Consider the following 13,389-nt stretch of genomic DNA (forward strand, 5'->3'; position numbering starts at 1 on the left):
CAGAATGGCGGTTTCGCAAGTGACCTTAGTGGGTGATTTTGAAAAACAGCAAATTATTGTGCCACGAAAAGGGGTGCAAGAGCTGTCAAAGTTATTAGATGCGCCAGAGCAGCCGGTGGTATTGCAAATAGGTAGCTCTAACCTGCGAGCTGAGGTGAACAACTTTATCTTTACATCAAAGCTTGTTGATGGCCGTTTCCCTGACTATCGTCGTGTTATGCCGCAAAATACCAACAAGACATTAACCACAGAATGTGATGAATTGCGCCAAGCTTTTTCTCGCGCTGCCATTCTGTCTAATGAAAAATTCCGTGGTGTGCGTGTCAATCTCGCTAATAACGAGATGCGAATTACCGCCAACAACCCTGAACAAGAAGAAGCGGAAGAAACACTCGATGTGGACTTTCAGGGGGAAGACTTAGAAATAGGCTTTAACGTCAGTTACGTACTGGATGTATTAAACACCCTACGTTGTGAAAAAGTGTTGATCTCGATGTCTGACGGTAACGCCAGTGCATTGATCGAAAATGCTGATGATGACAGTGCGATGTACGTTGTTATGCCGATTCGTCTTTAAATCGCATTGACCTGATTGAATGCCATTAAACCGTCTGATTATCAAACAATTTAGAAATATTGAAGCCTGTGATATTGAACTGTCTACAGGCTTTAACTTTCTTATTGGGCCCAATGGAAGTGGCAAAACCAGTGTCTTAGAAGCGATTTATTTGCTCGGACATGGCCGTTCCTTTAAAAGTTCACTGACAGGCCGAATCATCCAAAATGAACAGGATGAACTGTTTGTCCACGGTCGTTTTTTGAACTCGGATCAATTTGAGCTACCAATTGGCATTAATAAGCAGCGCGATGGGACAACAGAGGTTAAAATAGGCGGTCAATCTGGGCAGAAGCTTGCGCAGCTTGCACAGATTTTACCTTTGCAACTCATTCATACTGAAGGGTTTGAATTACTGACTGATGGACCGAAACATCGACGTGCATTTATCGATTGGGGTGTGTTCCACAGTGAGCCTGCATTTTATGATGCATGGGGGCGATTCAAACGTCTCAACAAGCAAAGAAATGCATTATTAAAAACAGCGACCAGCTATCGAGAGCTCAGTTACTGGGACCAAGAGATGGCGCGCTTAGCGGAAAGTATTAACGCTTGGCGACAACAATATGTCGATGAGTTAAAGAATCATGCCGAGCAGATTTGCCAAGATTTTCTGCCCGAGTTCGATATTCAGGTCAATTATTATCGTGGTTGGGATAAATCCACACCATATCAGAAGAGTCTGGAAGATAATTTTGTCCGCGATCAGGCGCTTGGTTACACCTTCAGTGGGCCAAATAAAGCCGATTTAAAGATAAAAGTGAATGGGACACCCGTTGAGGATGTGTTATCACGAGGTCAGTTAAAGTTGATGGTTTGTGCACTTCGTGTCGCGCAAGGTCAATACTTAACCCAGAAGACCGGTAAGCAATGCATTTATTTAATCGATGACTTTGCTTCAGAATTAGATAGCCAACGTCGTAAGCGTCTTGCTGACTGCTTAAAAGAGACCAAGGCTCAAGTTTTTGTAAGCTCTATAACCGAACGCCAAATTGCCGATATGCATGACAATAACGGCAAGATGTTTCATGTGGAACATGGCACAATAGAGCACGGATAAATAACGAGAGAGTAATTCATGTCTGAAAATTACGATTCATCGAGTATTAAGGTACTAAAGGGTCTGGATGCAGTACGTAAGCGTCCGGGTATGTACATCGGCGACACAGATGATGGCACCGGTCTACACCACATGGTTTTTGAGGTGGTGGATAACTCAATTGATGAAGCGTTAGCGGGTCATTGTAATGACATCATTGTGACTATTCATGAGGACAACTCAGTATCGGTACGTGATGACGGCCGTGGTATCCCGACTGAATTGCACGAAGAAGAAAATGTATCGGCAGCTGAAGTTATCATGACGGTTCTTCATGCTGGTGGTAAGTTCGATGACAACTCGTACAAAGTATCAGGTGGCTTGCACGGGGTAGGTGTTTCGGTAGTCAACGCTCTTTCTAAGCAGGTGACCTTAACCATCCATCGTGGCGGTAAAATTCACAAACAGACGTATCAGCATGGTGAGCCTCAAGCGCCACTAGCGGCAACAGGTGATACCGAAAGAACCGGAACTGAAATTCGTTTTTGGCCGAGTGAAGAGACCTTCACCAACATTGAATTCCATTACGATATCTTAGCAAAACGACTGCGTGAACTTTCGTTCCTAAACTCTGGCGTGTCTATCAAGCTGATTGATGAGCGTGAAGAAGATAAAATGGACCACTTCGAATACGAAGGCGGTATTCAAGCATTTGTTGAGCATCTTAATACCAACAAGACACCGATTATCCAGAAAATATTCCATTTCGATTCTGAGCGAGATGACGGTATTACCGTTGAAGTCGCGATGCAATGGAACGATGGTTACCAAGAAAATATCTACTGCTTTACCAACAACATTCCACAGCGGGATGGTGGTGCTCACTTAGCCGGTTTCCGTTCTGCGTTAACTCGTACGCTAAACAGCTTTATGGATAAAGAAGGCTTTTCTAAGAAAGCTAAGACTTCTACATCAGGTGACGATGCTCGTGAAGGTCTAACGGCAATTGTTTCTGTAAAAGTGCCGGATCCTAAGTTCTCAAGCCAAACCAAAGATAAACTGGTTTCATCAGAAGTGAAATCAGCCGTTGAATCTGTTATGGGTGAGAAACTGTCAGAGTTCCTGATTGAGAACCCAGGTGAAGCGAAGATTGTTTGTTCGAAAATTATCGATGCAGCACGAGCTCGTGATGCAGCGCGTAAAGCTCGTGAAATGACACGTCGTAAAGGCGCATTAGATTTAGCGGGTCTTCCAGGTAAACTAGCGGACTGTCAGGAAAAAGATCCTGCATTGTCTGAACTGTATATTGTGGAAGGAGACTCTGCTGGCGGATCAGCCAAGCAGGGGCGTAACCGTAAGAACCAAGCGATTTTGCCACTGAAAGGTAAGATCCTAAACGTTGAGAAAGCCCGCTTTGATAAAATGCTGTCTTCTCAAGAAGTTGCCACACTGATTACCGCACTAGGTTGTGGGATTGGTCGTGACGAATACAATCCAGATAAACTGCGTTACCACAACATCATCATCATGACCGATGCCGATGTCGATGGTTCTCACATCCGTACTCTGCTCCTGACGTTCTTCTATCGTCAAATGCCTGAACTGATTGAACGTGGTTACATCTATATTGCTCAGCCACCGCTTTACAAAGTGAAGAAAGGTAAGCAAGAGCAATACATCAAAGATGAAGAAGCGATGCTTCTGTATCAGGTTTCTTTAGCGCTTGATAATGCATCACTGCATGTGAACGCTGAAGCTCCGGCCTTTTCTGGTGAAGGTTTAGAGAAACTGGTACTGCAATACAATGCAGGTATTAAGCTGGTGGATCGTATGAGCCGCCGTTACCCTCGCGCTTTGATTCATGAGTTCATCTACATGCCTCGTCTAAGCGCTGAGCAGTGTAATGATGTAGCCGCAGTGGAAGCTTGGGGTAATCAGCTGATTGACCAGCTTAATGCAAAAGAAGAAGGCGCGAGCCAATACAGCCTAGAGATCGAGCAGCACGTTGAGCTTGGATTAAATCTTCCTAAAGTGATTGTTCGTACTCACGGAGTGACTCATGAGCACTTACTCAGCATTGATCTTCTGAACTCGAAAGAATACGCAAAATTAGCGGATCTTTCAGAGGCTCTTGACGGTCTTATCGAAGAAGGGGCTTACATTAAACGTGGTGAGCGCACACTGGAAGTTGCAACGTTTGTTGAAGCGATAGATTGGCTAATCAAAGAGTCTCGCCGTGGTCTAAGCCTACAGCGTTACAAAGGTCTGGGTGAAATGAACCCGGATCAGCTTTGGGAAACGACCATGGATCCTGATTCTCGTCGTATGCTACAAGTAACGATTGAAGATGCAGTTGGTGCTGATCTGTTGTTCACGACATTAATGGGTGATCAAGTTGAGCCGCGTCGTAACTTCATCGAAGAGAACGCACTTAAAGTAGCTAACCTAGACGTTTAGTCTCTTTGATACTTCGCTCTTTCGCTTAATTTCTGTGCCAGAGGTGCTCACATACATTCGTATGCTCCGCGCCTCTTCCTTGAACTAAAACGAAATAGCTTCGTCTCAAAAAACTCAATTTATTATTAAAAAGACTGCCCGAAATGGCGGTCTTTTTTGTTTTTTAAGTATTTGAAAAATAATGATCTTGGAAAATAATTGAAAATTATCCCTTGAAACTATTTTGCTCAATCCATATATCTAGTTGTGAAGAGGATGACTGTCTTGCTCTACAAGAGAAGAAACAGAACCTTCATAACCGTTGCTAGAGTGTCGCTCAATAGAGGATAACTTTGGCAGCACACAACTTAAAAATTGATTCATTGCCATGTCCCAGTGTTGTCGCCAATAGAGGTGAAACCCGAGGAATGCGAATTGAATCTCTTAGCTGTTTACTGGATCACACTGGTTCGATCTCAGTAAAATTCACGGCTAAGACTATTGCTTACTAAAAGGATAGCATTATGAGAACTGTAGATTTCACTCCACTTTACCGCAACGCAATCGGCTTCGATCGTCTATTCAACATGATGGAAGCGAACACATCGAAGAACTCTTCTGGCGGTTACCCTCCATACAACATCGAGCAAAAAGACGAGAACAACTACCGTATTACTATGGCCGTTGCTGGTTTTGCTGATGACCAATTAGATCTGACTCAGAAAGAGAACATGCTAATTGTTAAAGGTGAGCGTAAAGCAGAAGCAGAGAAAACCTTCGTATACCAAGGTATCGCAGAGCGCGATTTCGAACGTAAATTCCAACTGGCAGACTACGTAAAAGTGGTAGGCGCAAGCATGGAAAATGGTCTTCTTCACATCGACCTAGAACGCGAAATCCCAGAAGCGATGCAACCACGTAAGATTGCTATTAATGGTAATAGCCTACTAGAAGGTTGATTACTGTTAGCTCCTTAGAGCTAAAAAATATCGGGAAGTAAAAGTGAAAGAGCGCCTAATGAGGTGCTCTTTTTGTATTTGGTCTACGGTAAGCTAAAAGCTCTGATTACTGCTCTGAGTAAGCCTTTTTCACTTCTTCAGCAATAATCTTAATGCCTTTTTGCATCGCTTCATCGTCTTGTACGTAGTTCATACGCAAGCAGTGGTGAGCATGATCCCATTCGTCTTTTTGGCCAATAAAGAAATACTCACCGGGAACGATCAATACGCCGCGGTCTTTTAAACGCTTATACAGTTCCATGGTGGTGATGGGCAGTTCATCAAACCAAAGCCACAAAAAAATGGCCCCTTCTGGTTTGTGAATTCTAAAGCGTGGATCTTCTATCGCCTGTTGAAGTAACTCAACGGCTCGCAGCGATTTCTGTTGATAAAACGGCTTAATAACATCACTACTGAGTTTCAGTAAGTCACCTTTCTTTATCATATGATTCGCTATGGTTGGCCCAATGCTTCCTGGAGCTAAGCTGATGATGCCATTCATATTGGTCAGTGCTTGGGTCACTTCTTCACTCGCGAGAATAATCCCACAGCGAACACCCGGTAAACCCAGTTTCGATAAGCTCATGCAGAGTATGGTATTGTCGTTCCAGAACGGTTTTACATCTTCAAAAATGATGTTTGGGAATGGCAAACCGTAAGCGTTATCGATGATAAGTGGAATGTTATTCTCTCGCGCTAACTTATCCAGTTTTTGAATTTCGTCATCGGTTAATACGTTCCCCGTTGGGTTGGTCGGGCGAGACGCGCAAATGGCTGCGACTGATTCATTCACTTTCAGTTGCTCAAAATCAACATGATATTTGAACAATCTATTCTCTAGCATTTCAATTTCTGGGTGGTACGAGACGAAAATGTCTTCATCAATGCCTGCATCCCCATAGCCGATGTACTCTGGTGCTAAGGGCAGCAATATTTTTTTATGGGAACCATCGGGTTGCTGACCAGCGAAGAGATTAAACAGGTAGAAGAAACCGCTTTGACTGCCATTGGTAAGGCTAATGTTCTTTTCAGAAATATCCCAACCATAGGTTTCGCTAAATAGCTTGGCGAGCGATTGAACAAACGTCGTTTTACCTTGAGGGCCATCATAGTTGGCCATAGCGGCGAGAAAATCCCCATTGGCGAGCATTTCTTCACTGGCTTGGTGAAAGTAATCGAGCATGGATGGAATGGCAGCGGGGTTACCACCACCGAGCATGATGGCTCCTGGTGTTCTCAGACCGTCATTTAAGTCATCCATTAATTGGGTAATACCAGAATACTGATTAAATTTTTCACCAAACTTAGAGAATTGCATTGCTTACTTACCTAGTTTATTACGAGTGCTTTTTATAATGAAAACGGATGTTCACTCCGTTTGGGATGATATTTGAACATACCGCGGAAACACTTTGCGAGGCAAAGCTTATTTTTGGATTAGGCAAAAACAAAGCCCAATTCCGAGGAGTTGGGCTTAGAAGGAGTTAACTACTTAGTCTTGTTACTTTACTTTCGTTACTGTTTCAGCAAAGCTTATTTTTGTAGTAAAGCCTATTTCTGCAACAGAGAAATATCAGCAATCTGTAGGAACAGGTTACGTAGGTTGTTGAGTAGCGTTAGACGGTTCTTCTTAAGCGCTTCGTCATCAGCCATCACCATGACGTTATCGAAGAATGCATCAACAGGTTCACGTAGCTCAGCAAGTTTGCTTAGGGCTTCTTGGTAGTTGCCTGTCGCGAATGCTGGTTCTAGTGCTTCTGTCATTACTTCAACGTTTTCAGCCAGTGCTTTCTCTGCGTCTTCTTGAAGAAGCGTTAGGTCAATTTCAGCTGGTAGCTCGCCATCGAATTTCGCAAGGATGTTACCTACACGCTTGTTCGCTGCTGCTAGTGCTTCTGCTGCTTCCAGTTCACGGAAGTGAGAAACCGCTTTAACACGTTGGTCAAAGTCAGCTGGCTTAGTTGGACGACGTGCGAGTACCGCTTGGATGATATCAACGCTGAAACCAGCATCTTGGTACCATGCGCGGAAACGACCTAGCATGAAGTCGATAACGTCAGCTTCTACGTTGTCGTTGGTTAGCTTGTCGCCTAGTAGCTCTTTCGCTTTACCGATTAGATCGGTTAGATCTAGGTTGTAGCCGTTTTCAACGATGATACGAAGCACACCTAGTGATGCACGACGTAGAGCAAATGGGTCAGAACCTTTTGGAGCTTGGCCAATACCGAAGATACCAACAATAGTGTCTAGCTTGTCTGCCATTGCTACTGCAGAAGAGATGCCAGTGCTTGGTAGGTCATCACCAGCGAAACGAGGCATGTACTGCTCGTAAAGTGCCAGTGCAACTTGCTCGTCTTCACCATCGTGTGTTGCATAGTGCATGCCCATCACACCTTGCGTATCGGTAAATTCGAATACCATTGATGTCATTAGGTCACACTTAGCCAATAGGCCTGCGCGCTTAGACTTTTCTACGTCAGCATCGATTTTCTCAGCAATGTAGCCAGCAAGTTCTGTGATGCGGTCTGTTTTGTCTTTGATCGTCCCCAATTGCTTCTGGAAGATAGCTTGGTCTAGTTCAGCAAGACGGTCGATAAGCGGACGCTTACGGTCGGTGTTGAAGAAGAACTCAGCATCAGCAAGGCGCGGACGTACCACTTTTTCGTTACCTTCGATTACGTGACGAGGCTCTTTAGACTCGATATTCGATACGAAGATGAAGTTCGGTAGTAGCTTCTTGTTGTCGTCATAGACAGGGAAGTACTTCTGGTCACCTTTCATGGTGTAAACCAAAGCTTCAGAAGGGACTTTTAGGAACTCTTCTTCGAACTTCGCTGTCAGTACAACTGGCCATTCAACCAGAGACGTGACTTCTTCAACAAGGTCATCTTCTAGGTCAGCTGTGCCGCCAACCGCTGCTGCCGCTTTTTGCGAATCAGCAAGGATGATCGCTTTACGTGCTTCGTAATCTGCCATGACTTTACCGCGCTCTTCTAAGATCGCAGGGTATTGGTCAGCAGAGTCGATGGTGAACTCTTGTTCGCCCATGAAACGGTGGCCACGGATAGTACGAGCAGATGCGATACCTAGGATTTCGCCTTCAACAAGCTCATCACCTAGTAGTACTGTCAGTGTTTTCACTGGACGGATAAATTGAATGTCTGAGCTACCCCAGCGCATTGCTTTGGGAATGGGTAGGCCAGCCAGTGCTTTCGCAGCGATGTTCATTACCAATTCTTGAACGGGTTTGCCAGCCACTTCTTGTTTGAAAAGAAGCCACTCGCCTTTGTCTGTTTTCAGACGGTCAGCTTGCTCAACAGTAATACCGTTGCCACGAGCCCAACCTTGCGCTGCTTTCGTTGCGTTGCCTTCCGCATCGAATGCGACAGAAATTGCAGGACCGCGCTTCTCAACCACTTTATCTGCTTGGCCTTCAGCCAGTGCAGTCACTTTCAGTGCTAGACGACGAGGTGTGGCGTACCACTTGATGCCTTCGTGAGAAAGCTCAGCCGTTTTAAGACCCGCTTCAAAGTTAGCAGCAAAGGCTTCTGCTAGAGAACGAAGTGCTGTTGGTGGAAGCTCTTCCGTACCCAGTTCAATTAGAAAATTCTTCGCCATGATTACTTCTCCTCGTTTGTCTTTTTACACATCGGGAAGCCAAGCGCTTCACGTGACGCGTAGTACGCCTCAGCAACAGATTTCGTCAGGTTGCGGATACGAAGGATGTAACGTTGACGCTCTGTTACCGAGATAGCTTTGCGTGCATCAAGGATGTTGAAAGCATGACCGGCTTTTAGAATGCGCTCGTAAGCTGGAAGCGGTAGGGGCTTCTCAAGCTCTAGTAGTTCTTTACACTCTTTCTCGCACTGGTCGAAGAAAGTGAATAGGAAATCTACGTCTGCGTGTTCGAAGTTGTAGGTTGATTGCTCAACTTCGTTTTGATGAAAGATATCACCGTAAGTCACGTTAGAACCGTCCGGTGCTACGTTCCAAACAAGGTCGTAAACAGAATCGACTTCCTGGATGTACATAGCTAGACGCTCGATACCGTATGTGATCTCGCCAGTGACAGGCTTACACTCAAGGCCGCCAACTTGTTGGAAGTAAGTGAATTGAGTCACTTCCATGCCGTTTAGCCAAACCTCCCAACCAAGACCCCATGCGCCTAGCGTTGGGTTTTCCCAGTTGTCTTCTACGAAACGAATATCGTGCACTAATGGGTCGACACCAAGTACTTCAAGTGAGCCTAAGTACAGTTCCTGAATATTGTCAGGAGAAGGTTTCAGAGCGACCTGGAATTGATAGTAGTGCTGCAGACGGTTCGGGTTTTCACCATAGCGACCATCGGTCGGACGGCGAGAAGGTTGAACGTAAGCGGTAGACATTGGTTCTGGACCAAGTGCACGCAGACATGTCATTGGGTGAGAGGTGCCAGCACCTACTTCCATATCCAAAGGTTGAACAATGGTGCAACCGTTTTGAGCCCAATAATCCTGCAGCGCGAGGATCATTCCCTGGAAGGTTTTGATATCGTATTTTTGCATAGTCAAGTTCGCGCGATTCTTCTAAGTGATTTAGTGAAAATAACCACCAAGTATAGCGACATATTGAGCCTGCGAGTAGAGGTAATCATGGTTAATTAGTACCCAGCGCGGGGTTTAATCCAATTTATCGCTTTCGTGATCAATAAATTCATCAAATGAAACAGTTTTAGGTCGTCTTTGCTTGTATTTATTGCTATTCGCTTTAAAATCCTCATCGTCTTTGGGGAGTAGCCTGCTTATTCAGGTTGAATAAGTTCGTTCGTCAACATAATTGGTGCAAAATCACCATGGCGTTCGAGACCTTTGTATCAATCAGACTTTTCTGGGTACAAGGTTTAGCAAGACCTTAGACAAACATCATGAACCGGGGTGGGGCATGAGGTTTGTCTATGGTTAAATATAATAATCCTCGCCCCAATGAGCATGTCATGAGCGTTTTAGCAATTTCCATTACCACTGTCGCTTTAGCCGAGATCGGCGATAAGACACAGTTACTGTCATTATTACTGGCAAGCCGGTATCGAAAACCAATCCCAATCATAGCCGCTATCTTTTTTGCAACCATTGCCAATCACGCGTTAGCTGCGTGGCTCGGTGTGGTTGTCGCAGATTATTTATCACCTGACGTATTAAAATGGGTGCTGGTGGTGAGCTTTATTGCGATGGCAGGTTGGATTCTGATTCCAGATAAACTCGATGACGATGAGAAAATTTCCAATCGTGGACCGTTTGTCGCTAGTTTCATCGCCTTTTTTATCGCCGAAATTGGCGACAAAACACAGATAGCGACATCGATTCTTGGCGCTCAATATGCTGACGCTTTGACGCTTGTCATTTTAGGCACAACGATTGGAATGCTGTTAGCTAATGTGCCGGTAGTTATCATTGGTAAGTTGTCGGCAGACAAGATGCCTTTAGATTTAATTCGAAAAATCACAGCCTTGTTATTTGTGGGCCTTGCGATAGGTGCCGCTCTTTTCTAAGCGATACAGGGTTTATGACTTCGTGATTATTGCGATATTGAACTAGATCAAAAAGTGATTCGATCTTACTCAATATCGCTGTCACTGACACATAAATGTCACAAATATTGTGCTAATTTGGTGGCGTAAAAGTAAACAATTCATAGCAGCGAGAGGGCACTATTATGCTTACACGTTATATGGGTATGACACCGAAAAGTCAGAGTTACTTATTCACCTTTGGGTTAGCGATAACATTGCTTGGTATCGTGTTGACCGACATGTGGTTACCCATGGTGATTGGCGCTATTGTGATGACAGGGTTAATGGTGGAGTCTTGGATTCGCGTTGCTCACATTATTCCGATGCATCAAGAAATGCGAGATATGCAAAAACAAATTACCGCATTGCAAACTCAGTTACGTCGGCACGAATCAGAATAGAAAATATCTATTTTGTCGTAGAATACAGTAAAAAGGGGCACAATCATCTATGTTGTGCCCCTTTTCAGTTTTTGTGCTTTAGGCAATGCCTTTTCGTATTAAATATTGATAGGGCAACGTCTCAGTCTGAAAGGCGACCAATTCATGATCCATAAAGCGACAAAAGCTCGGAATATCACGAGTCGTTGAAGGATCGTCGGCTTTGACGAATAGCACCTCCCCATCTTGCATTTTTCTCATCGTTTTTCTCACCATCATTACGGGCTCTGGGCAGCGTAATCCTTCTGCTTCTAGTGTATGGGTGGCAAGTGTTGAATCAAAGGTCATGGTGAACTCTCTGTGACAGCGTTAGAGCGGTAGATAATACTAATGAAGAAAAAATATTCAATAATCTCTTGGCAAATTGATCATTTTGTTTTAATTTAGTTAACAAGTTGGTAACAACTGGTATTTCAGAGAAAAGATTAAGGAGCGAACATGCTAACAGCACTCGATAGACTGACCATCTACTCCGTTCTTTGTTTTATATCTTTTTGTGCTTTGGTATTACGTTCACCAGCTGACTTGTCTTTAATTCCATTATTTGGTTTAAGTGCAACGATTTTAGGGATTTGGCTTGAGATGCGTCGTTGGACGGGCGTATCTGAAGAACAAAAAAATTAGTGCGCAATAGGCTTAACTAACGTTAAGCAAAGACTGCTCACTTGTAAGACTACACACGAATACATTCCGACACTACCCCAGTTTTCTTGGGCTTCCCCGCTGAAAAGCGGGATTTTTTTTGCCCAGAGGTTACACTAAAGGTTATTACTTTAGTGGAGCCAAGCCGTGGAATTAGAAGAGGTTTACCGTAAAGATCTCAATCTACTGATCGCCTTAAGGGTATTGATTGAAGAGTCCAGCGTGAGTAAAGCCGCTGCTCGTTTAAGCCTCAGCCAGTCTGCCATGAGTCGTGTTCTTGGTAGGCTTCGCCAATTATTGGCGGACCCCCTGTTTACTCGCCAAGGTCAACACCTTATACCGACTGAAAAAGCACTAGAGATCGATCGCTCTTTGGGGGAGCCACTTGAATCTCTTCGTCAATTGCTTTCTCCCTTGGAGTTTGAACCTCAAAGCTGCGATCAGGTGTTTTCTATCGCGACGACCGATTATGCAATGCAGACTATTTTGCCTTTTGCTTTGCCACGGATATACCAAGAAGCCCCCAATGTGTCATTTAATTTCTTACCCTTACAGCACGATAGGCTTTCCGATCAATTGACTTATGAAGGGGCTGATTTAGCTATCTGTAGACCAACTGGGCCTGTAGAGCCTTTACGTAGCGAGATTCTAGGTCGAGTTGGGGTTCTGTGTTTGCTTTCAAAGCAGCATCCATTGGCAGACCAAGAGATGAGTCTAACGGACTACCGAGATTATCCTCATGCGATGATAGCGATCAGTGATGGCGTGAAAGCGTTGCTAGAGCAGTCGCTAGTGGGAAATCCCGCCCCTAAAATGGTACTTCGGGCTTACCATTTAGAAGCCGCATTAGCGATTGTGGATACTATGCCACTTATCATTACGGTTCCTGCTGACTTGGCTTACTTAGTGGCTGAACGATACGATTTGGTGGTTAAGCCCTTACCATTTCAGTTTACTCCTTTCGACTATTCGATGATTTGGCACCCTCGATGTGAGCACTCCCCTGCGCAAGAATGGCTGAGAAGTATTGTAAAAGAGGAGTGTGGACGTTTGATTGCCAAGCGAGTGAAAGACATGGGGTTGGATGGTTAACCCTACTGAAAGGCCGTCATAGCTCCTATTTATGATAAAAAAGCATGATCAAAAAAAGCTTTAGGTCTCCCTAAAGCTTTTTGCTAAATAGACAGTTTTTAAAATCAACAACCAGTCAGTTACAGCTTGATCACGACTCGACCTGTGATTTGGCCATTAGTGATGTCTTCTGCGTATGTTGGGGCCTCGGCAAGATCGATTTCTGTACAGGCTTGCTCAAAGTAGCTCTCTGGTAATAGCTCAACCAGCTTTTCCCAGGCAGCAATGCGTTTTTCTAGTGGGCAAGAGACTGAATCGACACCTTGCAAGCGCACGTTACGCAATATGAATGGCATGACCGTTGTTGGTAAATCAAACCCACCGGCTAAGCCACACGCGGCAACAGCACTGTTATAGTCCATTTGTGCGAGTACTTTTCCAAGTACCTTGCTTCCGACGGTATCAACAGCGCCAGCCCAGATTTGTTTTTCAAGTGGGCGTGCTGGTTCTTCAAATTCGCTACGGTCAATGATTCGGCTTGCTCCTAGTTTTTCTAGTAACGGCCCGTTTTGTTCCACTCGGCCTGTCACGGCGGCCAC

Annotated in this window: 13 protein-coding genes, 1 pseudogene and 1 riboswitch; of the genes and pseudogenes, 8 read left to right on the forward strand and 6 right to left on the reverse strand. The window is 44.6% G+C overall.

The features are described from left to right. From dnaN to gyrB, 3 genes are all read left to right on the forward strand, one after another. A partial coding sequence (dnaN, locus tag ACP45E_RS05815) for a DNA polymerase III subunit beta (protein WP_069584795.1) occupies positions 1-577 on the forward strand: 577 nt, incomplete at its 5' end. Between the two features lie 19 nt (positions 578-596). Next, positions 597-1,676 (forward strand): DNA replication/repair protein RecF, encoded by a 1,080-nt coding sequence (recF, locus tag ACP45E_RS05820; protein WP_017034361.1) that lies wholly within the window; start codon positions 597-599, stop codon positions 1,674-1,676. Positions 1,677-1,694: 18 nt separating this feature from the next. Continuing rightward, on the forward strand, positions 1,695-4,112 hold the full coding sequence (gene gyrB / locus ACP45E_RS05825; protein ID WP_017038347.1) for a DNA topoisomerase (ATP-hydrolyzing) subunit B: 2,418 nt from the start codon (positions 1,695-1,697) through the stop codon (positions 4,110-4,112). Positions 4,113-4,352: 240 nt separating this feature from the next. Here the strand turns inward: gyrB and ACP45E_RS05830 are convergent, their stop codons facing one another. Next, positions 4,353-4,475: a hypothetical protein gene (locus ACP45E_RS05830; protein WP_277814230.1), complete on the reverse strand. Its 123-nt coding sequence runs from the start codon at positions 4,473-4,475 to the stop codon at positions 4,353-4,355. Positions 4,476-4,615: 140 nt separating this feature from the next. On the opposite strand from ACP45E_RS05830, the gene ACP45E_RS05835 reads away from it, so the two are divergent. After that, positions 4,616-5,050: an Hsp20 family protein gene (locus ACP45E_RS05835; RefSeq protein ID WP_009848140.1), complete on the forward strand. Its 435-nt coding sequence runs from the start codon at positions 4,616-4,618 to the stop codon at positions 5,048-5,050. A gap of 106 nt (positions 5,051-5,156) precedes the next feature. Here ACP45E_RS05835 and ACP45E_RS05840 read toward each other — a convergent pair whose 3' ends face one another. The 3 genes from ACP45E_RS05840 to glyQ all read right to left on the reverse strand — a co-directional run bounded on the left by ACP45E_RS05840 (position 5,157) and on the right by glyQ (position 9,633). After that, positions 5,157-6,407, reverse strand: coding sequence for a valine--pyruvate transaminase (locus ACP45E_RS05840; RefSeq protein ID WP_017038346.1), 1,251 nt, complete (start codon positions 6,405-6,407; stop codon positions 5,157-5,159). A 233-nt stretch (positions 6,408-6,640) separates the two neighbouring features. Continuing rightward, complete coding sequence (glyS, locus tag ACP45E_RS05845; RefSeq protein WP_017038345.1) at positions 6,641-8,707, reverse strand: glycine--tRNA ligase subunit beta; 2,067 nt, start codon at positions 8,705-8,707, stop codon at positions 6,641-6,643. 2 nt (positions 8,708-8,709) lie between these two features. Next, positions 8,710-9,633 carry a glycine--tRNA ligase subunit alpha gene (gene glyQ, locus ACP45E_RS05850; protein ID WP_017038344.1) on the reverse strand — a complete coding sequence of 308 codons (924 nt, stop codon included), beginning with the start codon at positions 9,631-9,633 and terminating at the stop codon, positions 8,710-8,712. 210 nt (positions 9,634-9,843) lie between these two features. After that, positions 9,844-9,970: riboswitch (yybP-ykoY riboswitch) on the forward strand. A 91-nt stretch (positions 9,971-10,061) separates the two neighbouring features. On the opposite strand from glyQ, the gene ACP45E_RS05855 reads away from it, so the two are divergent. After that, positions 10,062-10,616, forward strand: a complete 555-nt coding sequence (locus ACP45E_RS05855) for a TMEM165/GDT1 family protein (protein WP_017034355.1) — start codon at positions 10,062-10,064, stop codon at positions 10,614-10,616. Between the two features lie 164 nt (positions 10,617-10,780). Then, complete coding sequence (locus tag ACP45E_RS05860) at positions 10,781-11,038, forward strand: hypothetical protein (RefSeq protein ID WP_017034354.1); 258 nt, start codon at positions 10,781-10,783, stop codon at positions 11,036-11,038. A 78-nt stretch (positions 11,039-11,116) separates the two neighbouring features. On the opposite strand, the gene tusA is transcribed toward ACP45E_RS05860, so the two are convergent. Continuing rightward, positions 11,117-11,365, reverse strand: coding sequence for a sulfurtransferase TusA (gene tusA, locus ACP45E_RS05865; RefSeq protein ID WP_017034353.1), 249 nt, complete (start codon positions 11,363-11,365; stop codon positions 11,117-11,119). A gap of 150 nt (positions 11,366-11,515) precedes the next feature. On the opposite strand from tusA, the gene ACP45E_RS05870 reads away from it, so the two are divergent. After that, a complete protein-coding gene (locus ACP45E_RS05870; RefSeq protein WP_017034352.1) occupies positions 11,516-11,701 on the forward strand; it encodes a hypothetical protein in 186 nt (61 codons plus the stop codon). A gap of 165 nt (positions 11,702-11,866) precedes the next feature. Further along, a complete protein-coding gene (locus ACP45E_RS05875; protein WP_017038343.1) occupies positions 11,867-12,811 on the forward strand; it encodes a LysR family transcriptional regulator in 945 nt (314 codons plus the stop codon). Between the two features lie 119 nt (positions 12,812-12,930). On the opposite strand, the pseudogene ACP45E_RS05880 reads toward ACP45E_RS05875, so the two are convergent. Continuing rightward, positions 12,931-13,389 (reverse strand): annotated as a pseudogene (locus ACP45E_RS05880) (zinc-binding dehydrogenase); the annotation flags it as partial.

Origin of the sequence: Vibrio genomosp. F10 str. 9ZD137 (genome assembly GCF_049974785.1) — a bacterium.
Classification (GTDB): domain Bacteria; phylum Pseudomonadota; class Gammaproteobacteria; order Enterobacterales; family Vibrionaceae; genus Vibrio.